The 25,293-nt window shown below is 60.3% G+C and carries 23 protein-coding genes; 17 read left to right on the top strand and 6 right to left on the bottom strand.

Annotation, left to right across the window (positions count from 1 at the left end; all coding sequences use genetic code 11):
• Positions 1-354 precede the first annotated feature (354 nt).
• The 17 genes from CRX69_RS16730 to CRX69_RS16650 all read left to right on the top strand — a co-directional run bounded on the left by CRX69_RS16730 (position 355) and on the right by CRX69_RS16650 (position 22,512).
• Positions 355-708, top strand: a complete 354-nt coding sequence (locus CRX69_RS16730) for a hypothetical protein (protein WP_107322371.1) — start codon at positions 355-357, stop codon at positions 706-708.
• Positions 709-980: 272 nt separating this feature from the next.
• The gene (locus CRX69_RS16725) at positions 981-2,006 is read left to right on the top strand and encodes a LacI family DNA-binding transcriptional regulator (RefSeq protein ID WP_076384465.1); all 1,026 of its coding nucleotides are present in this window, start codon (positions 981-983) and stop codon (positions 2,004-2,006) included.
• Between the two features lie 149 nt (positions 2,007-2,155).
• Complete coding sequence (locus CRX69_RS16720) at positions 2,156-2,938, top strand: TIM barrel protein (RefSeq protein ID WP_107322370.1); 783 nt, start codon at positions 2,156-2,158, stop codon at positions 2,936-2,938.
• Positions 2,931-3,941 carry a sugar kinase gene (locus tag CRX69_RS16715; RefSeq protein ID WP_047225803.1) on the top strand — a complete coding sequence of 337 codons (1,011 nt, stop codon included), beginning with the start codon at positions 2,931-2,933 and terminating at the stop codon, positions 3,939-3,941. Before CRX69_RS16720 ends, CRX69_RS16715 begins: the two co-directional genes overlap by 8 nt.
• 56 nt (positions 3,942-3,997) lie before the next feature.
• Positions 3,998-5,296 (top strand): MFS transporter, encoded by a 1,299-nt coding sequence (locus tag CRX69_RS16710; protein ID WP_047225802.1) that lies wholly within the window; start codon positions 3,998-4,000, stop codon positions 5,294-5,296.
• Between the two features lie 12 nt (positions 5,297-5,308).
• Positions 5,309-6,286, top strand: a complete 978-nt coding sequence (locus tag CRX69_RS16705) for a 2-hydroxyacid dehydrogenase (RefSeq protein WP_047225801.1) — start codon at positions 5,309-5,311, stop codon at positions 6,284-6,286.
• Between the two features lie 574 nt (positions 6,287-6,860).
• Positions 6,861-8,036: a YcaO-like family protein gene (locus CRX69_RS16700; RefSeq protein WP_223194324.1), complete on the top strand. Its 1,176-nt coding sequence runs from the start codon at positions 6,861-6,863 to the stop codon at positions 8,034-8,036.
• 35 nt (positions 8,037-8,071) lie between these two features.
• Positions 8,072-9,805, top strand: a complete 1,734-nt coding sequence (locus tag CRX69_RS16695) for an ATP-binding cassette domain-containing protein (protein WP_047225800.1) — start codon at positions 8,072-8,074, stop codon at positions 9,803-9,805.
• Between the two features lie 208 nt (positions 9,806-10,013).
• A complete protein-coding gene (locus CRX69_RS16690; protein WP_047225799.1) occupies positions 10,014-10,973 on the top strand; it encodes an AAA family ATPase in 960 nt (319 codons plus the stop codon).
• A gap of 10 nt (positions 10,974-10,983) precedes the next feature.
• Complete coding sequence (locus tag CRX69_RS16685) at positions 10,984-11,928, top strand: DUF58 domain-containing protein (protein ID WP_047225798.1); 945 nt, start codon at positions 10,984-10,986, stop codon at positions 11,926-11,928.
• On the top strand, positions 11,925-12,419 hold the full coding sequence (locus tag CRX69_RS16680) for a DUF4381 domain-containing protein (protein ID WP_047225797.1): 495 nt from the start codon (positions 11,925-11,927) through the stop codon (positions 12,417-12,419). The genes CRX69_RS16685 and CRX69_RS16680 overlap by 4 nt, the downstream gene beginning before the upstream one ends.
• Positions 12,412-13,491, top strand: coding sequence for a vWA domain-containing protein (locus CRX69_RS16675; RefSeq protein ID WP_076384461.1), 1,080 nt, complete (start codon positions 12,412-12,414; stop codon positions 13,489-13,491). The genes CRX69_RS16680 and CRX69_RS16675 overlap by 8 nt, the downstream gene beginning before the upstream one ends.
• The gene (locus CRX69_RS16670) at positions 13,488-15,224 is read left to right on the top strand and encodes a vWA domain-containing protein (protein ID WP_076384459.1); all 1,737 of its coding nucleotides are present in this window, start codon (positions 13,488-13,490) and stop codon (positions 15,222-15,224) included. Before CRX69_RS16675 ends, CRX69_RS16670 begins: the two co-directional genes overlap by 4 nt.
• Positions 15,221-16,858 carry a BatD family protein gene (locus tag CRX69_RS16665; RefSeq protein ID WP_047225794.1) on the top strand — a complete coding sequence of 546 codons (1,638 nt, stop codon included), beginning with the start codon at positions 15,221-15,223 and terminating at the stop codon, positions 16,856-16,858. The genes CRX69_RS16670 and CRX69_RS16665 overlap by 4 nt, the downstream gene beginning before the upstream one ends.
• A 157-nt stretch (positions 16,859-17,015) precedes the next feature.
• Complete coding sequence (locus CRX69_RS16660) at positions 17,016-18,260, top strand: exonuclease SbcCD subunit D C-terminal domain-containing protein (protein WP_047225793.1); 1,245 nt, start codon at positions 17,016-17,018, stop codon at positions 18,258-18,260.
• Positions 18,257-21,898: an SbcC/MukB-like Walker B domain-containing protein gene (locus tag CRX69_RS16655; protein WP_107322369.1), complete on the top strand. Its 3,642-nt coding sequence runs from the start codon at positions 18,257-18,259 to the stop codon at positions 21,896-21,898. Before CRX69_RS16660 ends, CRX69_RS16655 begins: the two co-directional genes overlap by 4 nt.
• Positions 21,895-22,512, top strand: coding sequence for a glutathione S-transferase (locus tag CRX69_RS16650; RefSeq protein ID WP_107322368.1), 618 nt, complete (start codon positions 21,895-21,897; stop codon positions 22,510-22,512). The genes CRX69_RS16655 and CRX69_RS16650 overlap by 4 nt, the downstream gene beginning before the upstream one ends.
• Before the next feature lie 19 nt (positions 22,513-22,531).
• Here the strand turns inward: CRX69_RS16650 and CRX69_RS16645 are convergent, their stop codons facing one another.
• From CRX69_RS16645 to CRX69_RS16625, 6 genes are all read right to left on the bottom strand, one after another.
• Positions 22,532-22,789, bottom strand: a complete 258-nt coding sequence (locus tag CRX69_RS16645; RefSeq protein ID WP_107322367.1) for a hypothetical protein — start codon at positions 22,787-22,789, stop codon at positions 22,532-22,534.
• Positions 22,786-22,998 (bottom strand): hypothetical protein, encoded by a 213-nt coding sequence (locus CRX69_RS16640; protein WP_047225789.1) that lies wholly within the window; start codon positions 22,996-22,998, stop codon positions 22,786-22,788. The genes CRX69_RS16645 and CRX69_RS16640 overlap by 4 nt, the downstream gene beginning before the upstream one ends.
• Before the next feature lie 114 nt (positions 22,999-23,112).
• A complete protein-coding gene (locus CRX69_RS28080) occupies positions 23,113-23,238 on the bottom strand; it encodes a hypothetical protein (RefSeq protein WP_256676792.1) in 126 nt (41 codons plus the stop codon).
• A 162-nt stretch (positions 23,239-23,400) separates the two neighbouring features.
• A complete protein-coding gene (locus CRX69_RS16635; protein WP_047225788.1) occupies positions 23,401-23,580 on the bottom strand; it encodes a hypothetical protein in 180 nt (59 codons plus the stop codon).
• Positions 23,581-23,735: 155 nt separating this feature from the next.
• Positions 23,736-24,911 (bottom strand): lactonase family protein, encoded by a 1,176-nt coding sequence (locus CRX69_RS16630; RefSeq protein ID WP_107322366.1) that lies wholly within the window; start codon positions 24,909-24,911, stop codon positions 23,736-23,738.
• A complete protein-coding gene (locus CRX69_RS16625; protein WP_173406906.1) occupies positions 24,898-25,194 on the bottom strand; it encodes a DUF5629 family protein in 297 nt (98 codons plus the stop codon). The genes CRX69_RS16630 and CRX69_RS16625 overlap by 14 nt, the downstream gene beginning before the upstream one ends.
• Between the last annotated feature and the right edge of the window lie 99 nt (positions 25,195-25,293).

Raw genomic sequence — 25,293 nt, 5'->3', positions numbered from 1 at the left:
GGGTGAAGCTGGACGAGACCGGCAGGTCACATCCTTTTCCATGTAATTTCCATGTAATGGACACCTGCAAAAAGCCCTCGTGGTGCCCTTTGCAGGTGTACATCCGCCGTGCAGCTTAACGAGTGCGACAATGTGCCTGCTTGCAGCGCTGCGACATATTCGGTCAACGGCAAGCTAAACAGCCGGTTTGCATCGAACAACCGTAGCAGCCCAGCGAGCAAAACGGCACCTTGCGCTGTGAAATTGCGCGCATATTCTGCGTGTGACTGCAGTAATCCAGCAGAAAGTCGTTCGGGCTGGCAAAATCCACTTTATTTGCGCCCAGCAAGGCTCATCGAGCCAGGAGCCATCACCATGCAAATGACCACCGCCCTTCTGATCGCCAATCCATGCGACGAGGAAGAAGACAACATGGCCATGCTGTGCTGCCACAGCACCCAGGGCGAAATGTTCCTGATGACCCGCTACCCCGACGAAGACGAACTGGAAATCGCCCTGGAGGGTGAGCCTTCGACACTGGAAGGCGTCAAAGTGACCCTCAGCCCGACCCTGCTGAAAATCGAAATTGCCGCATCGGACGCCGATGTGCTGAACGGGGATGATGTGCTGGAGATTACCCACGACACCGATGCGGCGGATTTGGCGGAGGTGGAACTGACGTTGCAGAACATCCTCAAGGGGACGGGCACCTATATAAGCCAGCTCTGAACCTGAAGCGCGACTGACTCCCTGCGACGAGCATGCTTGCTCGCCACAAGGAACTTGGAGGCACCCCGCCTAACTTATTCCTGCGCCGGCACAAGATTGCCGTCCGCGTCATGGACCAGATACTCGTCAGGAACGATACCTGCGCTTTCCTGGGCTGAGGTAAACCACCGTCGGTCGTTCTTATGTCGCGTCGCTCTTGACGACCCGCTGGGTTCTGAGGTCTTCTGAAACCGGTTTCAAAGCCACTAACAAAAATAAGCAGGTTTCAATTGATGAACCCTTTTTCCGCCGCCCAGCGCAGCCGCGTGACCATGCTTGATGTCGCCGAACGCGCGGGGGTCTCCAAGGCCAGCGTCTCGCGCTTCATTGGCGAGGATCGCGCCCTGCTTTCCGAGGCCATCGCTCAACGCATCGAGCAAGCGATCAGCGAACTGGGCTACCGTCCGAATCAGATGGCCCGCGGCCTCAAGCGCGGACGCACACGCCTGATCGGCATGCTGGTGGCCGATATCCGCAACCCTTATTCAATTGCCGTGATGCACGGCGTGGAAACAGCCTGCCGTCGCCACGGCTACAGCCTGGTGGTGTGTAACACCGACCGCGACGATGAGCAGGAACGCCAGCATCTGGCCTTGTTGCGCGCCTATAACATCGAAGGGCTGATTGTTAACACCCTCGGCCACCACCGTGATGAATTGTTGGAACTGCGCAGTGAAATGCCCCTGGTGCTGGTCGATCGCAAGGTCGATCGACTGGAAAGCGACCTGGTGGGCCTGGACAATCCGGCGGCCGTCGAGATGGCGCTCGATCATCTCGAACAGCGGGGCTACCGCGATCTGTTGCTGGTGACCGAACCATTCGACGGCACCAGCTCGCGGATCGAACGGGTCGAGAGTTTCAAGGCCGGCATTCAACGACGGCCTGCCCTGGCCGGCACCGTTGTGGAAACCTGTGATCAGTTGACCACGCACATCAAGAACTTTCTTGCCCCGCCGGGACATAGCCCCAAAGCATTGTTCTGCGCCAATGGCATTGCCGCCCTGGCCGCCACGACGGTGCTGCGCGAACTGGGTTGCCACTTGTTCGACGATGTAGGCCTGATCGCCCTCGATGATCTGGATTGGTACCCGCTGGTGGGCAGCGGCATCACCGCCCTGGCCCAACCGACGGCCGAGATCGGCGCCAGCGCGTTCGAATGTTTGCTCAAGCGCTTGCGTGGCGATAACGGGCCGGTGCGAACCCTGGATTTTGCGGCGCGGTTGATCGAGCGTGGGTCCACGCGGGGAAATGGTCGGTGATAAAGCCCTACCGCGAGCAGGCTCGCTCCCACACTGGATCTGCATCGCACTGGAGTCCCCTGTGGGAGCGAGCCTGCTCGCGATAGGGCCCTCTCAAGCACAACTTTTTTTTGCACAAAACTGAAACCGGTTTCAGAGGTATAAAAACAATGCACAACCCACCCGTCTCCATCAGCCTTTCCAGCTACGGTGCCGATCTGGTACGGCAACAGGGCCAAGGCAGTTTTATCGATCTGCTGGCTGCCGCTGGCGCTTCACGGATCGAATGGCGCGAAGAACTGCTCACCACTGAACAGCCCGCTAAACTGGCCGCCGGTGCCTTGGCCAAAGGACTGCAAAGTATTTTTTCCTCTCCACTTGAGCTGTGGCTCGCCGGCAAGCCCAAGCCCAATCCCGCCCTGTCACTTGCCTTGCGACGTGCCGAGGCGTTTGGCTCGGCATGGCTGAAAGTCTCTCTCGGCTATTTCACCGACTCCCATGATCTGCCAGCCCTGGCGGATGCGCTGGCCGCCAGCCCGGTGCGATTGCTGGTGGAAAACGACCAGACCCTGCAAGGCGGGCGGATCGAACCATTACAGCGTTTTTTTGCTGCGACAGAGGAGCAAGCGCTGCCCATCGGTATGACCTTCGACATTGGCAACTGGCAATGGCAGGACCAATCGGCCGCTGTGGCCGCCCGACAGCTTGGGCGGTATGTGGCTTATGTGCATTGCAAGGCCGTGGCCCGGCGCGCCGACGGCAAACTGGTCGCGGTGCCTCCGGCGATGACAGACCTGCATCTGTGGGAACAACTGTTCAAACACATGCCCGCTGGTGTAATGCGCGCAGCCGAATATCCGCTGCAAGACGATGATTTGCTGCAGTTGACTGCGGGACATGTCGCCACCCTTGCCCGCCTAGGCCAATCATGCCGGGAGCCAGCCCATGCCTGAGTTCGATGTGTTGTCTTTCGGCGAAACCATGGCGATGCTGGTGGCCGACCAGCGCGGTGACCTGGCCAATGTCGAGCAGTTCCACAAGCGCGTCGCCGGGGCCGACAGTAACGTGGCCATCGGTCTGTCGCGACTGGGCTTCAAAGTGGCGTGGCTGAGCCGGGTGGGTGCTGACTCCCTAGGACGCTTCGTGGTGCAGACGCTGGAAAACGAAGGCCTGGATTGTCGCCACGTGACGGTCGATCCAGCCCACCCCACCGGGTTCCAGTTCAAATCCCGTAGCGACGATGGCAGCGACCCACAAGTCGAATATTTCCGTCGCGGCTCGGCGGCCAGTCATCTGTCGATCGACACCATCGCCCCCTCGCAGCTCGAAGCCCGCCACTTGCACGCCACCGGCATCGTCCCGGCCTTGTCGGTCACGGCCCGTGAGATGTCCTCTGAATTAATGATGCGGATGCGCGAGGCCGGCCGCAGCCTGTCCTTCGATCCCAACCTACGGCCGAGCCTGTGGGCTAGCGAGTCGATGATGATTCACGAAATCAATCGCCTCGCCGCCCTCGCCCACTGGGTCATGCCGGGGCTCGGCGAAGGTCGCTTGCTGACTGGTTTCGACGACCCGGCCGACATCGCCGCGTTCTATCTGGACCTGGGTGCCGAAATCGTCGTGATCAAGCTCGGCGCGGATGGCGCCTATTTCCGCACTCAGCTAGGCCAGGGCGTAGTTGCCGGCGTGCCGGTGGCCCAGGTGGTGGACACCGTGGGCGCCGGCGATGGCTTCGCGGTCGGCCTGATCAGTGCGTTACTCGAAGGCCGCGCCATCACCGAAGCCGTACAGCGCGCCAACTGGATTGGTAGCCGCGCAGTGCAGAGCCGTGGAGACATGGAGGGATTGCCGACGCGCATTGAGTTACTGGCTGAATTTAATGATGCCAATCGCCAGCAGGCTCGCTCCCACAGGGTCGACGCATCCTCATGCGGGAGCGAGCCTGCTCGCGATTAGAACCACCACAAAACACACCTGCTGCAACAAAAACAACAAGCTCAGGAGTCAACGACATGCAAACGCTCAACCTCGCCACCCGCCGCTGGTGGTACATCATGCCCATCGTCTTCATCACCTACAGCCTGGCTTACCTGGACCGGGCCAACTACGGCTTCGCCGCCGCCTCGGGCATGGCCGAGGATCTGATGATCACCCCGGGGCTGTCCTCATTGCTGGGCGCACTGTTTTTCCTTGGTTACTTTTTCTTCCAGGTACCGGGGGCGATCTACGCGCAGAGACACAGTGTAAAGAAGCTGATTTTTGTCAGCCTGATCCTCTGGGGCTCGCTGGCGACCCTGACGGGCGTGGTCTCCAATGCTTACTGGCTAATCGTGATCCGCTTCATGCTCGGCGTGGTCGAAGCTGCGGTCATGCCGGCCATGCTGGTGTATCTCTGCCACTGGTTCACCCGGGCCGAACGCTCACGTGCCAACACCTTCCTGATCCTTGGTAACCCGGTCACCATGCTGTGGATGTCCGTGGTGTCCGGCTATCTGGTGCAACAATTCGACTGGCGCTGGATGTTCATCATCGAAGGTCTGCCGGCGGTGCTCTGGGCCTTTATCTGGTGGCGCCTGGCTGATGATCGTCCGTCCCAGGCCAAGTGGCTCAGCAACCAGGAAAAACAAGACCTGGAAAGCGCGCTGGCGGCTGAACAGGTCGGTATCAAGGCCGTGAAAAACTATGCCGAAGCCTTCCGCTCACCCAAAGTCATCATCCTGGCACTGCAATTTTTCTGCTGGAGCATTGGGGTCTACGGGTTCGTGCTGTGGCTGCCGTCAATCCTCAAGGCTGGCCTGCAAATGAGCATTGTCGAGGCCGGTTGGCTGTCGTCGTTGCCATACCTGGCGGCAGTAGTCGCCATGCTGGTCGTGTCCTGGGCGTCGGACAAGGCGCAGAAGCGCAAACGTTTCGTCTGGCCGCCGCTGCTGATCGCGTCCGTCGCGTTTTACGCCTCCTATTTGCTGGGGCCTGAGCATTTCTGGTGGTCCTACAGTTTGTTGGTGGTTGCCGGGGCTTGCATGTACGCGCCGTACGGGCCGTTTTTTGCCATCGTTCCAGAGATCCTGCCGGCCAACGTCGCCGGCGGTGCCATGGCACTGATCAACAGCATGGGCGCGTTGGGTTCGTTCGGCGGCTCGTACCTGGTGGGCTATCTCAACGGCACCACCGGCTCTCCCGGTATGTCCTTTCTACTAATGAGTGGCGCCTTGCTGTTGTCGGTGGTACTGACCCTGGCCCTCAAGCCCGGCGCCAGCGACCGCGCCGTGTCTCAAACCGCGACGCCACACCCGGCGTCCGCACAGTCCTGAATCGAGCCCTCCATGAAAAAGCACGTAGTGTTGTACAAAGCGCTCTCGGCGCAACTGATGGACCGTCTGCAAGCTCAGGCCCAGGTCACCCTCATCGAGCACCTCGATGCGCCAGGCCTGGCCCAATTGCGCGACGCCTTGCCTGGCGCCCATGGCCTGTTGGGGGCCAGCCTGAAACTGGATGCGCCACTACTGGACTCAGCGCCGAACCTGCAAGCCATCGCCAGCGTCTCGGTGGGGGTCGACAACTACGACATCGACTATCTGACCGAACGCCGCATCCTGCTCACCAATACCCCGGACGTGCTGACCGAAACCACCGCGGACACCGGTTTTGCACTGATCCTGGCAACGGCTCGGCGCGTGGTGGAGTTGGCCAACCTGATCCGCTCAGGCCAGTGGCAACAGAGCATCGGCTCCAAACATTTCGGCACCGATGTCCATGGCAAGACCCTCGGCATAATAGGCATGGGCCGCATCGGCGAAGCCTTGGCCCAGCGCGGGCATTTCGGTTTCGGCATGCCGGTGCTCTACCACAGCCATTCGCCCAAGCCCGCGGTCGAGCAACGTTTCGGGGCCCGTTATTGCAACCTCGAGACGCTGTTGCGACAGGCGGATTTCATTTGTCTGACTTTGCCTCTGACGGCAGAAACCCAAGGGCTGATCGGTGCACAAGCGTTCGCGCAGATGCGTCCCGAAAGCATCTTCATCAATATCTCCCGAGGCAAGGTGGTGGACGAAGCCGCTCTGATCGACGCCCTGCGCAACGGACAGATCCGTGGCGCGGGGCTGGATGTGTTCGAGCGCGAACCCCTGAGTGCGGACTCACCGTTATTACAAATGGATAACGTAGTGGCAACGCCGCACATGGGTTCGGCCACCCACGAGACACGGGAGGCAATGGCGCGCTGTGCGGTGGATAATCTCCTGATGGCGTTGGCGGGAGAGCGACCGGTGAATCTGGTGAATCCGGAGGCGTGGGAGGGTTGATTCGTTCGTCCACGAGAATGAAGCCAAGCGCAGCTTTTTGGCGAGGGAATCTCTCCCCTCGCCACCGGTTCTGCCAGTACTGGATAGCCGACTGGCAACACCCCTCCTTTGAATCTTGCTCAATTACTCTAGCGGCACTTCATCCCGGGATGAATAAACCACTCAACCCATTGAGTAGATAGCCCAGAAAAGCAAACTTCAACAAAAAACCACCTTCCCTCAGGCACGTCCTACCGATCGCCAAGAACAGGCCTACACCAGCATCGGAAGTTGCATCCTAGCCCATCCAAAAGCCCAGTGTTATTAATTATGCACTTGCACAAAAACGCGCAAGTTAGGTGATCGCTAAGCGACACTGAATAATCAATAAAGGAGTATATGACATGGGTAGGAAGCGTTCTGAAATCAACACCTTTGATGTTCTGCCGCAGGCAATGGGCTTTTCCAAAGGGCTTCTGACAACCGAAGCCAACTTTTTTGCATCTCTGATCAACTGAAATCATTGATCGATTAAGTGCCTGTGAACAGGCGCCGAAAGGTTTCCACCTTTCGGCGCCTAAACCTAGAGGTTTCTATGCCAGAACGCGAACTAACATCTACCGAAGCTCTATTCAATATCATGTCCACCCTGCACACGCTCGGTTTTAGAGCCGAGGCCCGCTATACGACACCCTCCAGGCTAGTGGCAACGGCGGAGCTTTTTGATAGTGACAATCATTTTATTGAGTCAGGTGCGGGTAAAGGGCCGGACGCACTTATAGGTGCGCTGGCAGAAACCATCGAGCATGCCAGCTCTTTTCTAGCCCCTAATCATGAGTCGACATGGCACAGCACCGACAGTATTGCCAGTCAGAAAGCAGCTAAATACGACGGTTTCTTCACCCGCCTGCCATACAGCGACGAACCAATAGACTGCTTCACTCTCACATCGCTGGATAAAAAAGAACACCTGATTGCTCCAAGCGCTCTACTCTGCCCTGCTGCTGCCCGAAGCAACTCCAACGACACGCGTTCTACCATGCAATTCTTGGCACGTTACTCATCCAACTCAGGCATTGCTTTTGGCTGCACCGAAAATGAAGCTTTATTGCATGGCATTCAGGAAATAATCGAACGACATGTCTTATCTCTTTTTTTCATGGCGATATGCGGAATCGGCCCCAAGATGGACCTATACAAACCGTCGACGAGCTTGCTTAACAAGGCGCTCCTCAACGACCCTTCCGCCTTAGAACCCGCCAATAAACTGCAGATCATCATTATCAAAGATGTCTTATCTGTTTACTTTGCCGTTGCCTTTCCCAAAGCCGGCCCTGGAGACCAGCCTCTCTCAGCTATTGGCTCAGGCTGTTCGATGGACATTTGCACCGCCATTCAGAGAGCGGTGACTGAACAACTCCAATCCGAGAGTCTATATGATGTCTTTGAAGATTCCATGGATAGAAAAACTGTCAAGTTATTGTCGCACTCAAAAATCCTTAAAAATTTAATCGACTTGGCACCTGTTAGGGACCTGAACCTTCCTGAGCTTGAATGCCCACCACACGACTACAATGAAACTGTCCCGACACAATTAGACACGCTGCACAAAGCCACATCGAAGTCCGACAAAAAAATATTCTATAGAACTGTAGCGCGCTTCCCAAACAACAGCATCGTTACCCAGGCTTACATCCCTGGACTTGAACGCTTCAACATCATTAGAAATGGGCAACTCGTTGTACCTCAGCATGTATTACTCAGCAGTTGAAACCAGCCACCCATAAAACAATAACGGACGGTCGTATGCATCCTATGCAAACGCTCATTAGAACTGCCTGCAAAAAACATACGACTCTTCTGGCATCCACCATTGCAACAATCCTGGTGCTCAAGCTCATCGCACTCGCCCCACCTTTGCTCCTGGGGGCAATCGTCGACACCCTGTACGGCGAGAAACATGCAACCGTCAACCTAATGCTCACTCTTACGGCAGGCCTTGTGCTCGCTGGGTGCGTGCAGGCAATTATCAGCCCGCTACAGATCCATTTCCTATCCAAGCTTGTCCAGCAAATTATCATGGCCGCATCTATTGAATGGCTGGCAAACCTTATGCGCAAGGAATTTGCCCGGTTCAATTCATGGCGAATCGGTCACTTCATAAAGTCGGTGGAGCGTGGAATTACCGCTCACGAACAACTATTGACGTTTTTTGTTACCGTCGGACTGCCGCTGTGCCTGGAGTTCTTGATCGTTGGCGGCGCTTTTTTTTACATGGGTGGCATTGAAGTTTTTGTGAGCATGACGGGTCTAGGATTTATCTACCTGATTGTCAGCCACAAAATTATCAGATGGCGCAGGAAGCACATTGACGCTGTCAACGAGCAGGAAGATGAATTGAGCGCCCACCTATACAACACGCTCAATGCAGGCAAAGCAATAAAGCTGGAAAACGCCGAGTCAACCGCCACACAGCCGTTGAATGAGGCCTTCAAATGCTATGCCAATACTGCGGTGACCGCGGCAACCTCGGGTGGTTTCTTGAGCGCTGCCAAGATTCTGTTCGTCAGCCTCTCCACGGGCGGATTACTGGGATGGGGGGTTGTTGATCAACTGTCGAACCAGCCCAGTATCAGTGTCGGACAACTGGTGGCCATTTTTTCCATCGCCGGCAGTTACTTACTCAATATCGCCGCGTTAACGGAGGGCTATCGTGTGCTGGATCAGTTTCTTGCCGATCAGCGTCGACTTCAAAGCCTGCTTTTGCTCCCAAATTTTGACCATGGCAATCGGCAATCGGAAGTCAATTTTCGAGGGGCATCGACACTGATTCTGGATCCGTGCGTACTGACCGAAAATGGCGACGTTCGCTTGTCGATCACGCAAAGCCTGAGATTTACTCAAGGTCAATCCGTGGCGATCATCGGCCAGAGCGGTGCGGGCAAATCCACCTTGTTGGAAGTTCTCGCTGGTCTTGATCAAGAAACGCGAAATCAGTTGAGCATCGACGCAACTCCCGTTTCGCAACTGAATCCTCGCGCCCACTTGAGTGCATTGAGGTACTGCCCTCAGCAGCCCTGTTTTCTCGAAGGTCTCTTTGAAAGGTCCGTTCTGTTTGGCGTTAAAGCGTCGCCTCACCTCGACCAGGCAATACGACGACTGCAGCTACAGGACATTGTCTGTGAACGGAACATCAGTGAACACGCATCGAATATTTCTGGCGGTGAAGCCAAGCGTCTGTCACTGCTGCGTCTGATCAACAGGCCTGGGCGATTCAATTTGTTCGATGAACCCAGTGCATCAATCGAGCCCGGGTTGACCGACTCCCTATGGGACTTGCTGTTCGATACCTTCGCAGAACGCGGGCTAATTTGTGTCACTCATGATTTCGAGCATCTACAGCGCTTTGATCGGGTCATCGTCCTGCGCGACGGCGCGATTGTTGACGACGGGTGTTGGCAGGAGCTGGCCGACAGACCGGCAATCAAATTGTTGCTCAATGACTTTCAGGACACGGCACTAGCAGGCATACAGGAATAGATCTAAACGCCAGTCCCTGCGGGAGCCGATCAGGGGTGTTCATAGAGTCGGTGTTCACCTCAGATCCCACAATGAATCCAAACCGATCACAAATCCGCACACCAAACAAAATCCCGTTAGTCGCCACCCCCCGCCATGCATTAAAGTAACGCCCCCAGCCCCGACGTTATCCGAACGCCTGGGCCACCCTTTCCAGGAACAGTCACCGATGGAACATCGTGAAGCGCTGCTGGCGCTGCGAACCTTTCTTTCAACGCAGATCCTCGGCCAGGAAAAACTCATCGAGCGTCTGCTCATCGCCCTGCTCGCTGACGGCCACATGCTGGTGGAAGGCGCGCCGGGGCTGGCCAAGACCAAGGCCATCAAAGAGCTGGCCGAGGGCATTGAAGCGCAGTTCCATCGTATTCAGTTCACCCCCGACCTGCTGCCCGCCGACATTACCGGCACGGAAATCTACCGCCCGGAAACCGGCAGTTTCGTGTTCCAGCAGGGGCCGATCTTCCACAACCTGGTGCTGGCGGACGAAATCAACCGTGCCCCGGCCAAGGTCCAGTCGGCCTTGCTCGAAGCAATGGCCGAGCGCCAGGTCAGCGTCGGGCGCAGCACGTACGAGCTGTCGCCCCTGTTTTTGGTGATGGCCACGCAAAACCCGATCGAGCAGGAAGGCACCTACCCGCTGCCCGAGGCCCAGCTCGACCGCTTCCTGATGCACGTCAAGATCGGCTTCCCGGATGCCGCGGTGGAGCGTCGTATTCTGCAGCAGGCCCGAGGTGAAGCGCTGCACGGCGAAACCAAGCCCGAGCGCCGCGTGAGCCAGCAGGCTATTTTCTCCGCACGCAAGGAGATCCTCGGGTTGTACATGGCCGACGCCGTGGAGGAATACCTGGTGCAACTGGTCATGGCCACCCGTACGCCGGCCAAGTTCGACCCGGAAATGGCCGAATGGATCGCCTACGGCGCCAGCCCGCGAGGCTCCATTGCCCTGGACCGCTGCGCCCGTGCCCACGCCTGGCTCGCCGGCCGCGACTTCGTCAGCCCCGAAGACATCCAGGCCGTGCTGTTCGACGTGCTGCGCCATCGCATCATTCTGTCGTTCGAAGCCGAAGCTGCCGGTATTGACCAGGACCGCGTCGTGCAGCGGATTCTCGACGTCGTCGCCGTCGCTTGAGTAGCCAGCCATGAACAACCCACTGGCGCCCGTACCGGGCATCCGCGTCAGCCTTTCGGAGCTGATCGAGATGCGCCATCGCGTGCGTGAAGTGCAGTTGTTCTCGACGCCGGGCCAACGTAGCCCACTGATCGGCCTGCACCACTCCAAACTGCGCGGGCGCGGCGTGGATTTCGATCAGGTGCGGGTCTATCAGGCCGGCGACGACGTACGCACCATTGACTGGCGCGTGACCGCTCGTACTCAGGAGCCCCACACCAAGCTGTTTCATGAGGAGCGGGAGCGGCCGATCTTCATCATGATCGAGCAAAGCCATCGGCTGTTCTTCGGCTCGGGGCTGATGTTCAAGTCGGTGCTCGCGGCCCAGGCCGCCAGCCTGATCGGCTGGGCCGCGCTGGGGCACAACGACCGGGTCGGCGGGCTGGTGTTCGGAGATAACACCCATTACGAGGTCAAGCCTCGGCGCAGCAAACAGAGCCTTCTGCAACTGCTGAACCGCCTGGTGCGGGTCAATCAATCGCTGCATACCGAGGGCGAAGCGGACCGCGATTCGTTCGGCAACGCCTTGCGCCGGGCCCGGGAAGTATTGCGCCCTGGCAGCCTGGTGATCGTGATTTGCGATGAGCGCGCGCTGTCCGACAGCGCCGAGCAACAGTTGAGCCTGCTGTCACGCCATTGCGACCTGTTGCTGTTGCCGCTTTCGGATCCGCTGGATCACGCCCTGCCCGCCGCCGGATTGCTGCGTTTCGCCCAGCGCGGCGCGCAGTTGGAACTCGACACCCTGAATTTCGAACTGCGCCAGACCTATCGCGCCCAGGCCGAGGCGCGCCAGGAGCGCTGGGAATTGCTGGCCCAGAAGCTGCGGATTCTGCTCATGCCCCTGAGCACCCAGGGCGACATGGTCGAACAGCTACGCGAATACCTGAACCCCAAGCGGTCGGGGAAAAGCCGATGAGCAGTCTCGATCAACTGCAGCCACTGATCACGCCGCCACCCATCGGCTTCTGGCCTCCCGCGCCGGGCTGGTGGCTGCTGCTGGTGGTATTGCCGTTGCTGGGGCTTGGACTGTGGCAATTGCGCCGGTTCCTTCCCGCCAAGCGCTCCACCGTGCGCGCCGAGCAACCCCTGGACCCGGCGCGCCTGGCCGCGCTGGCGGAACTCGCCCAACTGCCCAAACCCTACGATGGCGCCCCTGCCGGCGCCTGGCTGCAACAGCTCAACGGGCTGCTCAAGCGCCTGTGTCGCAACCACTACCCGTACAGCCAGAGTCACACCCTCAACGGACGTAAATGGCTGGCTTTCCTGGATAACCGCTGCCCGGCGGCAGGCCTGACCCGCTGGATGGTGCTGGTGGAAGGCGCCTACAAGCCCGAATGCAAGCTCGATGACAAAGCCATTGCCGGCCTGACCCAGGCCGTCGAAATCTGGATTCGCAAACATGTTTGAGTTCGCCTGGCCGTGGATTTTCGCGCTGTTGCCGCTGCCCTGGCTGATGCGCCTGGTGCTGCCGGCGGCCGACAGTGGCGAGCCGGCCCTCAGGGTCAGTTTCCTGGGCGACCTCGAAGGTCTCGTGGGGCGCCGGGCCCGAAGCAATCTGCCGACCTGGCGTCAGCAGGCACCCTTCATCCTGCTCTGGCTGCTGTTGCTGATTGCCGCTGCCCGCCCGCAATGGTTGGGTGAGCCGTTGCCGATCGCTGCCAGCGGTCGTGACCTGTTGGTGGCGGTGGATGTCTCGGGGTCCATGGACTTTCCCGATATGCGCTGGCAAGACGAGGAAATCAGTCGCCTCGCGCTGGTCCAGCACCTGCTGGGAGATTTTCTCGAGAGCCGCGAAGGTGATCGGGTCGGCCTGATCCTGTTCGGCAGCCAGGCCTACCTCCAGGCACCGCTGACCTTCGACCGTCGCACCGTGCGGCTGTGGCTGGATGAAGCGCGCATCGGCATCGCCGGCAAGAACACCGCTATCGGCGACGCCATCGGCCTGGCGCTCAAGCGCCTGCGTCAACGTCCGGCAAACAGCCGCGTGCTGATCCTGGTGACCGATGGCGCCAACAACGGCGGGGAAATCGACCCGCTGACCGCCGCGCGGCTGGCCGCCGAAGAAGACGTGAAGATCTACCCGATTGGCATTGGCGCCGATCCGGAAGAAAGTGGCACAGCAGGGTTTGTCGGGGTCAACCCGAGCCTGGACCTCGACGAAGCGACACTCAGGGAAATTGCCCAAACCACGGGCGGCCAGTATTTCCGCGCCCAGGATGGCCAACAACTGTTGGCGATCAAGACCACCCTCGACCAGCTCGAACCGGTGACCCAACAGCCGACCCAGGCGCGCCCCGCCCAGGCACTTTACCAATGGCCCCTGGCCGTTGCGCTGCTGCTGAGCGTTTTGCTGGTAGCCCGGGAACGCTGGCCGGACAACCCTCTGCAGCGGCTGTTCACCCAGCCATTGTTCCAACCGGCAGAGCATTCCGAGTGGCGCCGTCGACTCAAGCGCATGCGCCTGGGGAAACGCCGATGATCGCTCTCTGGCCACACTGGTTGCGTCCCTGGTTCCTATTGCTGCTGCCTTTGTTGGGGTGGCTGCTGTGGCACCTGTGGCACCGGCAGAAACGCGTGGGCCGCTGGCAAATGATCCTGCCGCCGGCGTTTCATGCCGTGCTGCTCAGTGGCGGCAACGGCCGCGAAAGCAAACTCCCGTGGGTTGCCCTTGGCCTGGGCTGGCTGTTGGTGGTGCTTGCGCTGCTGGGCCCCAGTTGGGCACGGGTCGAACAGACCAGCCAAAAACCTGCCGATCCGCTGGTGGTGGTGCTGGAACTGACACCGCAAATGCTCGCCGCCGACGTCCCGCCCACGCGTCTGGAACAAGCCCGGCGCAAGGTGCTGGACTTGCTGCATAGCCGCAGCGATGCTCAGACCGCAATCATCGTCTATTCCGGCAGTGCCCATACGCTGGTGCCGCTGTCCGACGACCTGTCCACCAGCGCCAACCTCCTGGAAGCACTCACCCCCTCGATCATGCCCCAGAACGGCCATCGCGCCGACCTGGCGGTCAACAAGGCCATGGCCCTGCTGGATCAGAGCGGACTTGGTCACGGTCGGATCCTGCTGATAGGTTCATCGTTGAACGAACAGGAACGCGAGCATATCCGCCAGATCCTCGATGGATCTGCCACGCAATTGCTGATGCTGGGCATCGGAACACGCGAAGGCGCCCCGGTAACCCAGGAAGATGGCAGTTACCTCAAGGATGCCCAGGGCGCGATTCTGGTACCGCGCCTGGACAGCCCGAGCCTCAAGTCCTTCCTCAATGAGCTGGACGGCCGCTATCGCCCGGCGCGCCTGGACGATAGCGACCTGCGTGGCCTGGGGCTGCTGGACGGCCCTCGCCATTTGCGCAGCGACGGTCAGACGTTGCGCCTGGATACCTGGGCGGACCATGGCTACTGGCTGCTCCTGCCGCTGTTGTTGCTGGCCGCCTGCGCCGGACGGCGCGGCTGGCTGTTCTGCCTGCCGTGGGTGTTCATGGTGCCGCAAACCGGTCATGCCTTCGAACTCCAGGACCTGTGGCTGCGCCCCGATCAACAAGGCCAGCACCTGCTCAAGCAGAAGCGTCCGGCCGAGGCTGCCGTCCACTTCGAGGACCACCAATGGCAAGGTGTGGCCCTGTATGAAGCCGGTGCCTACAGCGAAGCCGCTCGCCGCTTTGCCGAGGGCAACGACGCCCGCGCCCACTACAACCGCGGCAACGCCCTGGCCAAAAGCGGCGAACTGGACGCCGCGCTGGATGCGTACGAGCAAGCGCTGGAGTTGCAACCGGACCTGCGTCCGGCCCAAACCAACAAAGCACTGGTGCAGAGCCTGCTCAAAGAGCAGACAGCAAAACCTGCCGAACCTGAACCCAGTGAAAGTGAGCAGCCAGGGCCCGCCGAGCAAGCACCGAACGCCAATGCCCAGGCACAAACTTCTGCGCCGGGACAGCCCTCCTCCGAAGCGACCGCGACACCGGAACAATCCCAGGGACCCCAGGCAGCGCAACCGCCTGGTGCCCAGGATGTGCCGGGCAGCGAGTTGCCTGATGAGCGGACCACGACCCCACCACTGCGCCCCGCGGCCGGCCAGCGCAACGACGAAGAACAGCGCCAGGCACTGGAACAATGGCTGCGCCAGATCCCGGATAATCCGGGCGAACTGCTCAGACGTAAATTCTGGTATGAACAGCAAAGCCATCAGGCCCAGGGAAAAACCCCATGACCCGCTTCACCGCCTACCTCCTCGTGTTGCTGCTCTGGGCATCTGGAACCCAGGCCGTACAGTTGACTGCCAGTGTGGATCGCGGGCGCCTGAATTCCGGGGAGACCGTGGAACTGACCCTGGAGTCCAATGACGCCACACTGTTCGGCAAACCCGACCTGAGCCCGCTCCAGGCGCTGTTCGAAGTGCGCGGCACCCGCCAGGTCAACCAACTGACGACTCTTGACGGCGAGAATCGCGCCACCACCCGCTGGATCGTCACCCTGCTGCCGCGCCAAAGTGGCACCGTGGTCATCCCGCCCCTGCAATTGGGCGAAGTGACCAGCCAGCCGATCACCCTGCAAGTGATCGAAAGCGAAACGCGCAATGAGCCGGGCAAACTGGCCCCGGTGTTCATCGAGGCCAGCCTCGACCAGACCGACGTCTATGTGCAGGCACAGGCGATCCTGACCTTGCGCATCTACCATTCGGTGTCGCTGTACGACGACAGCAGCCTGACACCGCTGCACATTCCCGATGCCCGTACCGAGCAACTGGGCGAATCACGCACCTACGAAAAGGTCATCAACAACGTACGCCACGGGGTGATCGAACTGCGCTACGGCATCTACCCCCAGCGCAGCGGCGAATTGATGATCCCGGCCCAGACCTTCAGCGCCACCCTGGTCGAGCCGGTGGCCCAGGGAACCGCGCCGTCGGGGCCCAAGCCCGGCCAGTTGATGCGTGTCAGTTCCGAGCAACTGCGCCTGACCGTCAACCCCAAGCCCGCCAGCTACCCGGCAGATGTGCCCTGGCTGCCGGCGCGCAGCCTTTCCTTGAGCGAGAGCTGGAGCCCGGAGCCAACCCACAGCCAGGTGGGTGACTCCCTGACCCGCAGCCTGACCCTGGAAGCCGAGGGCCTGGCCAGCGCCCAGCTACCGCCCCTGCCAGCCACTGAAATCAGCGGCCTGCGGCGCTACCCCGACCAACCGGTACTCAGCAGTCGCAGCAGCGAGCGCGGTTTGGTGGGCAGCCGTGAAGACCGCGAGGCCCTGGTGCCCAACCGCAGCGGGACCATTGAACTGCCGCCGGTGGAAGTGGTTTGGTGGAACACCCGGGAAGACCACCTGGACCGCACCAGCCTTCCAGCGCGGACCCTGCAAGTGGCGAACAATCCGAGCCTGATGGTGGACACGCCAACAAGCACACCTCAGATTGTGACGATCGTCGACAGCGACACCTTGCGGTATTGGCAATTGAGCACTTTCATCCTGGCCTGCACCACGCTGCTGGGCTTGGGCCTGTGGTGGCGCGCCCGTTCGCAGCCGGCCATCCTGCGCGCGACCCAGGCCGGGCCGAGCCCGCGGACCTTGCTGGACGACCTCAAGCGTGCCTGCCTGGCCAACGACTCCCACGCTACACGCCAGGCGCTGGACGCCTGGGCTCGCCAGCAACCGGAAACCCTGGCCGACATGGCTGCGCGCTTCGTGCCACTGTCCGACGCCCTGGACGGCCTCAACGGCGCGCTCTACAGCGAAACGGGTCAATATTGGCAGGGCGAAGATCTGTGGCGAGCCATTCGTACCATTCCCGCTGCGGAAGGCTTCCAGGACCCGGCCGGCGACAGTGGCTTGCCACCGCTCTACCCCAAGTGATCCCTTTGCGGGACATAGCGCTTCTGTGGCTAGCCACAGGAGTGGTGCCAACTCATTTGGAGAAGTTGCCCGGTTTCTCTCCTCTGTTTCCCAGTAAACTCTCCATCTTTTAGCCGCCTCTCTTCCCGCGGCCATCATCTGTTTTCTGGAGTTCATCTTGCGTCTGTTCCACACCTCCGACTGGCACCTTGGGCAAAACCTGCACGGTCAGGAACGCGACTTCGAACACGCCTGTTTCCTTGACTGGCTGCTGCGTCAGTTGACCAGTGAAAAGCCCGACGTGCTGCTGATTGCCGGGGATATCTTCGACACGGTGAACCCGCCGGTCAAAGCCCAGGAGCGGCTGTACGACTTCATCGTCAGTGCCCATGAACAAAACGCCAACCTGACCATTGTGATGATCGCCGGCAACCACGACTCCGGTTCGCGCATCGAACTGCCAGCGCCGCTGATGCGTCGGTTGCGCACCCATGCCCTGGGCCGGGTGTTGTGGCTGGACGACGGGCAATTGGACGTCGAGCGCTTGCTGCTGCCGTTGCCCGACGCCAAGGGCAAGGTCAAGGCCTGGTGCCTGGCCCTGCCATTCCTGCGGCCTGCCGAGGTGACCGGCGCACAACTGGGTGACGATTACCTGCGGGGCATCGGTCAGGTCCATGAATGGCTGATCGCCGCCGCCAACGACAAACGCAAGAAGGGCCAGGCGCTGATCGCCATCAGCCACGCTCACATGGCCGGCGGCTCGGTGTCCGAGGATTCCGAGCGCAGCCTGATCATTGGCAACGCCGAGGCCCTGCCCGCCAGCCTGTTCGGCCCGAGCATCAGCTACGTCGCCCTCGGCCATTTGCACAAACCACAAAAGGTCAACGGCGAAGAGCGCATCCGCTACAGCGGCTCGCCGATTCCATTGTCATTTTCGGAAATCGGTTATCAGCATCAGATTCTCGATATCACCCTGGAAGGCGAAACCCTGGTCAAAGTCGAGCCACGGCTGATTCCCCGGGCCGTCAATCTGCAGCGCCTGGGCCCGGCACCCCTGGCCGATATTCTGGTGCAACTCAAGGACCTGCCGGACATCGACCTGTTGGCCGATGTCCAGCGCCAGCCCTGGCTGGAGGTGCGGGTGCGCCTCGATGAGCCGCAGCCTGACCTGCGCCATCAAGTGGAAACCGCCCTGCAAGGCAAAGCCGTGCGCCTGGTGCGGATCGCCGCCGAATACGCCGGCAACGGCGGCAGCACAAACGTCGATGACGGCGCCGCGTTGGTGGAACTGGATCAGTTGAGCCCGCAGGAATTGTTCAGCCGCGCCTGGCAGGACACCTACGGCAACGAAGTGGACGAACAGACCCTCAAGGATTTTGCCGTGCTGTTGCAAGACGTGCAGATGGAGGGCGAGCAGCCATGAAAATTCTCGCGATCCGTCTCAAGAACCTCGCGTCCCTGGCCGGGCCCTTCGAAATAGACTTCACCGCCGAACCGCTTGCCAGTGCAGGCCTGTTCGCCATCACCGGCCCCACAGGCGCCGGTAAAAGCACCCTGCTCGACGCGTTGTGCCTGGCGCTGTTCGGCGCCGTGCCGCGCCTCAACAACACCGGGCGCGACGCCAAGGTGCCGGACGCCGACGGCGAAATCGCTACGGGCGATCCGCGTACGCTGCTGCGCCGTGGTACTGGCGATGGTTACGCCGAAGTGGATTTTCGCGGCATCGACGGCCGTCGCTACCGGGCGCGCTGGGAAGCCAATCGCGCCCGGGAAAAGGCCGGTGGCAAGCTGCAAGCCAGCCGCCAGAGCCTGCGGGATCTGGACAACGATCAGTTGCTGGCGAGTCAGAAAGGCGAATACAAGGCCCAGCTCGAAGCCGCCCTGGGCTTGAACTTTGAACAGTTCACTCGTGCCGTGTTGCTGGCCCAAAGCGAGTTCAGCGCATTTCTCAAGGCCGACGACAACGACCGCAGCGAGCTGCTGGAAAAGCTCACTGATACGGCCCTGTATACCCGATTGGGCCGGCGCGCCTTCGACAAGGCCAAGCAAGCCAAAGAGTCCCACAAGCAATTGCAGGACCAGGCCACGGGCGTCACACCCCTGGCCCCAGAGGCCCGCGCCGAACTGGACCAGCGCTTCAACGAAGCCCAGCAACAGCTCAAGACCCAACAGGCGCAACTCAAGCAACTGGAGCAGCAACACACCTGGCTCAAGGAACTGCGCCAGTTGCAAGAGCAACGGGCCAGCGCCGCCGAGCAACTGCAACAGGCCCAAGCTGACTGGGACGCCCTGGCCGACGAACGCCTGAAGCTGACCCGCCTGGAACAACTCGCGCCGCAACGGCATCAGTTCATCCGCCAGACGGAACTGACCCGGCAGCTCGAACCCCTGGCGGTACAGGTTCAGCAGCTCAACCAGCAACAGATCGATCTGCATGAACGCCAGGCCGAGCTGGAGAAAGGCCTGGGCGTTGCGCAACTGGCGCTGACCGCAGCCCGACAACAAAGCACCGACAGCGCCCCCTTGCTGCGCCAGGCCTTTGAAGAACAAGGCACCCTCGCCCGCCTCGACAAGGAGGCTCGCCAAAGCGCCGAACGCCAGGAGCAGGCACAACACGCCTGTAGCGAAGGCCAGCGCACCATCGACACGCTGCTTGAGCAGCAAAAACAGGTGGCCGAGCGCTTGCAGCGAATCGCCGGGGAGCTTGAACAAAGCACTCACCTGGCGCCGTTGAGCGACGCCTGGCAGGCCTATCGTGATCGCCTCCAACAGCTGATGCTGATTGGCAATCGCCTGAACCAGGGTCAGGTTGAACTCGCCACCCTGGAGCAAAATGCCGCCCACGCCGCCGAGCACCTGGCAACCCACCGGCAAAACCTCGAAGTGCTCTACAAGGAAGCCGACGCCGAACCGCAAGCGGTGGCCGAGCAGATCCAGTTGCTCGCTAATCTGCTGCAAGACAATCGCAAGCAACTGCGTGCATTCGAGGATCTGACGCGGCTCTGGGCCAGCCAGCAAGAGCTGGACAAGCGAGGTGCCGAGCTTGAACAGCGCCAGCAACAGGCGTTGCAGGAACGCGACCGATTGGTACGCGAAGGCAGCGAAGCCAAGGCCGAACTGGCGATTGCCGAACAGACCCTGAGCGTCACCCGCCAACTGCTGGAGCGTCAGCGCCTGGCCCGCAGCGAAAGCGTCGAACAATTGCGTGAACAGCTCAAGGATGACCAGCCATGCCCGGTGTGTGGCAGCGTCGAGCATCCTTACCATCAGCCCGAAGCCTTGCTGCAAAACCTGGGGCGTTTTGATGAAACCGAAGAGGCCAATGCACGCAAAGCCGTCGAGTCGCTCCATGAAAAAGTCATCGACCTGCGCGCGCAATACAGCGGCGTCATCGCCCAGCTCAAAGAACTCAAGCAGCAACAGGAACAGCTCGCCAGCCAGCATCAAAGTCTGGCGCCCGCCCTTGAAAGCCATCCGCTCTCGGTGCAACTGCTGGCCCAGGATGCGGCCAAACGCGACGCCTGGCTGGACCAGCAAAGCAGTCAGCTCAACCTGCGCATCAGTCAGGACGAACAACGCCAGGCCGCCCTGCTGACGCTGCAACAGGACGCCGCGCGCCTGGCGCAGCACTTGCGCGAGGCTGAAACTGCGCATCAGCAGGCATCATTGCACCTGAACAACCAACAGCAGGAGCTGGCCCGGGATCGCCAGCGCCTGGACGAGGAACTGAGCCACTTCCGTACGCTGTTGCCGGCAGACACACTACAGGCCCTGCGCACCGAGCCGGCCGCGACCTTCATGCAGCTTGACCAGCAGATCGCTCAACGCCTGGCGCACCTGGAACAGCAACGCGACGAACTCAGCGAGCAGCTTCAGCGTCAGCAGGCCCTGGAGAAAGAGCAGGATCGCCAGCATACCCGCCTCCAGCAGTTGGAGTTGGCGCAACGGCAACTGAGCGCCCTGACGGAACAACAGCAGGCCTGCCAGCAGCGGCTCAAGCAATTGCTGGGCGAACACACCAGCGCCGAACAATGGCAGCAGCAACTCGACCAGGCCCTGGAACAGGCCCACAGCGCCGAAACAGCGGCCAATCAACAACTGCAAGCGCTACGCCACAACCGAGTGGAACTGGCCGCCGAACTCAAGGCCCGCCAGGAACAGGCTCAAGCGCTGGACACTGAACACACGGCCTTGGCCGCTGGCATCGCACAATGGCGCACCAGCCACCCGGAACTGGATGATGCCTCTCTGGCCGCCTTGCTTGACCTGGACGAGCAAAGCGTCGGCCAACTGCGCCAACAACTGCTCAACAGCGAAAAAGCCATTGAGCAAGCCCGCGTGTTGCTTACTGAACGCGAGCAGCGCCTGCAACAGCATCAGGCCCAGCACAACGGCAATCTGGAATCTGAACAACTGGCCCAGGCCCTCACCGAACTTCAAAGCCAATTTACCGCCAGCGAGCAGCGCTGCGCCGAACTACGCGCCGAACAGGCCGAGGACCAGCGCAGGCAGAACGCCAACCAGGCCCTGGCCCAGCAGATCGAACAGGCTTATACCGAGTACCAGCGCTGGGCACGGCTCGATGCGCTGATCGGTTCGGCCACCGGCGACCGCTTCCGCAAGCTGGCGCAGGCGTACAACCTCGATTTGCTGGTGCATCACGCCAACGTGCAGCTACGACAATTGGTGCGCCGCTACCGGCTCAAACGCGGTGGCAGCATGTTGGGGCTTCTGGTGATGGACACAGAGATGGGCGATGAGCTGCGCTCGGTGCATTCGTTGTCCGGCGGTGAAACCTTCCTGGTTTCCCTGGCCTTGGCGCTGGGCCTGGCCTCGATGGCGTCCAGCACGCTGAAAATCGAATCGCTGTTCATTGACGAAGGCTTTGGCAGCCTGGACCCCGAATCGCTGCAACTGGCCATGGATGCTCTCGACGGTTTGCAAGCCCAGGGACGCAAGGTTGCGGTGATTTCCCACGTGCAGGAAATGCATGAGCGGATCCCGGTGCAGATCCAGGTTCGTCGTCAAGGGAATGGCTTGAGTACCGTGGAGGTGAAATGAGCCGCGCCACGCTCTACTCGTTCCGGCGTTGTCCCTACGCGATGCGAGCGCGCATGGCGTTGCGCTACAGCGCGGTCGATTTGAACATTGTCGAAGTCAGCCTCAAGGCCAAGCCGCCCGAAATGCTGGCGCTTTCCAGCAAGGGTACGGTGCCGGTGCTGCAGGTCGATGGCAAGGTGATTGATGAAAGCCTGGAGATCATGCACTGGGCCCTGGCGCAGCATGATCCGGATAATTGGAGATTGCTTGGCGACCTCGAAGGCCAGGCGTTGACAGCCGCGTTGATCGAGGAAAACGACCAGGTCTTCAAGCTTTATCTGAACCGCTACAAATACCCCGAGCGCCATCCCGAGTATCCATTGGAACATTATCGGACCGAGGGCGAGGTCTTCTTGCGCAGGCTGGAAGCGTTGCTTGAAACCCGAGCATTTCTGGCAGCGGCTCACCAGAGCCTGGCCGACGTGGCGGTGATGCCGTTCGTACGGCAGTTTGCTCATGTCGACCGGGAATGGTTTGCCGCAGCGCCCTACCCTCGCCTACAGCGTTGGCTGCAAGGCTTGCTGGATTCCGAGTTGTTCGTGGCGATCATGGCCAAGCAATCACCCACCCGGTGAACAGCTTTTGTGGCTTGCTTCAGGCAGCCACGCTGCACATGCGCACCACTGCACAATCGACCTGGAAAGGCCCGAAGACGGCAAGCCTGGGCTTGACCGGCGGATTCCCCACCAACGCCCCCAAAGCCTTGGCGGTCAGGATGTTGTGCGCGATGTTGTGGTTGCACTCGATGGTCCGCGCCAGAGATCCCGCCGAGGCTTGCCCCAGACCCAGCAATGAAAAACCATTGGTGATGAACGCCAGGAATGCGATCACCCAAAACTTGCTTCTGTTCATGCGCCGACCGCCCCTTTTGCGGCGCCATGCTCGAGCGCGGCGCGGGCAACCGGGGAACCATAATGAACAGAAGGCCGGGCGGCCTGGAGAGAGGTTTCGACAGAGCCTTGGTATTGGGCACCGAGGCTGACCACCAACACCATCGCCACGTACAGGCCGATGGCGATGTACGCGCCGTGTCTGGCAGAAGATAGGATTGCGCTGGCCATGGGGTTCTCCGTGGGCATGTTTCAGTGCCCACAGAATCAATCAACTAAACCGATTTTAATAGCGACAAATACGCATAGTGTCTATCAGTTTTATTGATTACTAATCCAAACAGATCAGTCCCTAAGCAGGCTCAATAATCGCTCACGAGCAGCGTCCGGCTCGCCGGGGGTCGGCTGGGCGGCCGAAACAATGGGGGTGGAATAGAGAAACAGCAGCATCATTGCCAGACGCATCGCCATAGTGTCGATCTCTTGTTGGAGAAGGAGTCAATTTACTAGCGTCAAATTTAAACACATGGCCATGTGATATTACAGCGGGTTTTTCGTAGGAGCAGGCAAAGCCTGCGATTTTTTCTCTTTTTCAAAGATGAAAAGATCGCAGGCTTCAGTCTTCAGCGCGGTTCAGTGTTGGGTCTTGTGGTCCAGGGCGGCGTAGAAGTTGGCGCTCTGTTGCAGGTATTTTTCGGTATAGCTCTGGGTGCGATTTTTCTTGTCGCTGATTTCAATGTTGGCACTGGCTGGCAGCGCTACGGTGGCGGAGATAGCGGAAGCAGCGATCACGGAGAAGAGATTCAGATTCATGTCGATAGTCCTCGGATGAGTTGGCTTACCTGCCCGGTTGGGCCGTGAAGCAAACTTACGCGCCGAGGCGTCTCGCTTTGAAATGCTTTGCAACACTAGCGAATATCAGTCTTGTTGATACAGCGACGCAGGCCCCGAAAATCGGGGCCTGCGCTTTACTGAGGGAGCATGAACTTCAAGTCGCTCGGCGCATCCATCGCCAGCTTTTGCACGGTTTTACCCAGCAGGCCGGTCTTGGGGTCACGCTCGAGAACCACGATCTGGTTGCTCTTCTGATTGGCGATCAGCAGGAATTTCCCGCTCGGATCGAGGCTGAATTCCCGCGGATGATCCCCCTCCACGGAGCGGCGCTGAAGCTCTGTCAGCGTGCCGGCAGTCGGGTCGATGGCGAACACCAGCACTTCGTTGGTGGTGCCACGATTGCTGACGTACAGGAACTTGCCATCCTTGGAGGCATGCAGCGCTGCCGCCGCCCTACCGGGCTGTGGTTTGCCCGCTGCCAGGTCGACCAGTTGCCGCTGGGTCAAACGCCCATCCTGATAATCGAACACCGCCACCTGGGCGCTCATTTCCATGGTCAGCCACGCATGCTTGCCGTCGGCGCTGAACAGCAAATGACGCGGGCCGCTGCCGGGCGGCAACTGCACGAAGGCCGGATCGGCGGCGGTCAGTGGCAGTTCGGGGTTGGCCTTGGGGTCGTGGCGGTAGATGAACACCTTGTCCGCCCCCAGGTCGCTGGCGAACACGTACTTGCCATCGGGCGAAGACACGGCCGAGTGCACATGGGCGGACATCTGCCGCTCGGGATTGATCCGACTCGGTTGATGGCTGCTCAGTTGCACCACCGGCGACAGCTTACCGTCGGTTCCCACCGGCAACACCGCCAGGGTGCCTCCCGGGTCTTCCACCACCGAATAGTTGCTGACCAGCAAATGTCGACCATCGCCACTGAGGCTCGAATGAGTCGGTTCGTTGCCCAATGACTGCACCTGACTGATCAGGCTCAGCTCATGGGTCTTCGGGTCAATGGCGTAGCTGCTGACCTTGCCCACCGGGTCTTTTTGCCCCGGCCCGTTTTCATTCACCACGAACAGCCGGCTCATGTCCCTGGAAAGGGTCAGCCACGATGGGTTGTCGGTCTTGATCACTTGCAACGGCTGGGCATCGAGCTGGCCGTTGCGGCTGTCGAATTGCAGGCGGTAGATGCCCTGGCTCTGGCCGGCGGTATAGGAACCCACCAACAGTTGATGGCGCTCATCGGTCTCTGCCTGGACGCCCATGGCACCCACGCTACCGGCCATCAACAAGGGCCAGAAACTACGCATCCTCATGTGTGTCTTCCTCATCGTCGTGGCCGCTGGTCGCTTCCACGCACTCCAAGTGGTGGTCGCCCGAATCGCTGGTGATGATCCAGTGTTTCTTGACCACGTCGAACGTCGCGGCCTCCATCTGCGCAGGCGTGAAGCGCCAATGCTCGAGAGTGCGACCGTTCATGCACTCGACGTGCAACTGGTCTTGTTCGTCGAGGGAAAAATCGAATGCGTGCAGCCCGTCGATGATCAGCATGTCGCAGGTTTCGAGGGCGTGCAGCAGGGTGTCGGTCAAGGCAGTCATGGCGATCAGTCGGTCGTTGGGAAAGTGCTCATGATAACCCAATGTGGGAGTGGGCCTTGGGCCAAAAGGTTCGAAAGCACGGTCAACTGCCAGATCGCC

This window comes from Pseudomonas rhizophila, from assembly GCF_003033885.1.
Taxonomy (GTDB): Bacteria; Pseudomonadota; Gammaproteobacteria; order Pseudomonadales; family Pseudomonadaceae; genus Aquipseudomonas; species Aquipseudomonas rhizophila.
The sequence above is the reverse complement of the archived record's forward strand: the minus strand, read 5'-3'. Positions and strand labels throughout refer to the sequence as shown.

Coding starts and splice junctions, on each gene's coding strand:
- CRX69_RS16680 (WP_047225797.1), top strand. CDS start 11,925: ATGAGCAGTCTCGATCAACTGCAGCCACTGATCACGCCGCCACCCATC.
- CRX69_RS16630 (WP_107322366.1), bottom strand. CDS start 24,911: ATGAGGATGCGTAGTTTCTGGCCCTTGTTGATGGCCGGTAGCGTGGGT.
- CRX69_RS28080 (WP_256676792.1), bottom strand. CDS start 23,238: ATGGCGATGCGTCTGGCAATGATGCTGCTGTTTCTCTATTCCACCCCC.
- CRX69_RS16690 (WP_047225799.1), top strand. CDS start 10,014: ATGGAACATCGTGAAGCGCTGCTGGCGCTGCGAACCTTTCTTTCAACG.
- CRX69_RS16725 (WP_076384465.1), top strand. CDS start 981: ATGAACCCTTTTTCCGCCGCCCAGCGCAGCCGCGTGACCATGCTTGAT.
- CRX69_RS16675 (WP_076384461.1), top strand. CDS start 12,412: ATGTTTGAGTTCGCCTGGCCGTGGATTTTCGCGCTGTTGCCGCTGCCC.
- CRX69_RS16695 (WP_047225800.1), top strand. CDS start 8,072: ATGCATCCTATGCAAACGCTCATTAGAACTGCCTGCAAAAAACATACG.
- CRX69_RS16705 (WP_047225801.1), top strand. CDS start 5,309: ATGAAAAAGCACGTAGTGTTGTACAAAGCGCTCTCGGCGCAACTGATG.
- CRX69_RS16650 (WP_107322368.1), top strand. CDS start 21,895: ATGAGCCGCGCCACGCTCTACTCGTTCCGGCGTTGTCCCTACGCGATG.
- CRX69_RS16710 (WP_047225802.1), top strand. CDS start 3,998: ATGCAAACGCTCAACCTCGCCACCCGCCGCTGGTGGTACATCATGCCC.
- CRX69_RS16715 (WP_047225803.1), top strand. CDS start 2,931: ATGCCTGAGTTCGATGTGTTGTCTTTCGGCGAAACCATGGCGATGCTG.
- CRX69_RS16640 (WP_047225789.1), bottom strand. CDS start 22,998: ATGGCCAGCGCAATCCTATCTTCTGCCAGACACGGCGCGTACATCGCC.
- CRX69_RS16720 (WP_107322370.1), top strand. CDS start 2,156: ATGCACAACCCACCCGTCTCCATCAGCCTTTCCAGCTACGGTGCCGAT.
- CRX69_RS16685 (WP_047225798.1), top strand. CDS start 10,984: ATGAACAACCCACTGGCGCCCGTACCGGGCATCCGCGTCAGCCTTTCG.
- CRX69_RS16665 (WP_047225794.1), top strand. CDS start 15,221: ATGACCCGCTTCACCGCCTACCTCCTCGTGTTGCTGCTCTGGGCATCT.
- CRX69_RS16635 (WP_047225788.1), bottom strand. CDS start 23,580: ATGAATCTGAATCTCTTCTCCGTGATCGCTGCTTCCGCTATCTCCGCC.
- CRX69_RS16700 (WP_223194324.1), top strand. CDS start 6,861: ATGCCAGAACGCGAACTAACATCTACCGAAGCTCTATTCAATATCATG.
- CRX69_RS16645 (WP_107322367.1), bottom strand. CDS start 22,789: ATGAACAGAAGCAAGTTTTGGGTGATCGCATTCCTGGCGTTCATCACC.
- CRX69_RS16625 (WP_173406906.1), bottom strand. CDS start 25,194: ATGACTGCCTTGACCGACACCCTGCTGCACGCCCTCGAAACCTGCGAC.
- CRX69_RS16730 (WP_107322371.1), top strand. CDS start 355: ATGCAAATGACCACCGCCCTTCTGATCGCCAATCCATGCGACGAGGAA.
- CRX69_RS16655 (WP_107322369.1), top strand. CDS start 18,257: ATGAAAATTCTCGCGATCCGTCTCAAGAACCTCGCGTCCCTGGCCGGG.
- CRX69_RS16670 (WP_076384459.1), top strand. CDS start 13,488: ATGATCGCTCTCTGGCCACACTGGTTGCGTCCCTGGTTCCTATTGCTG.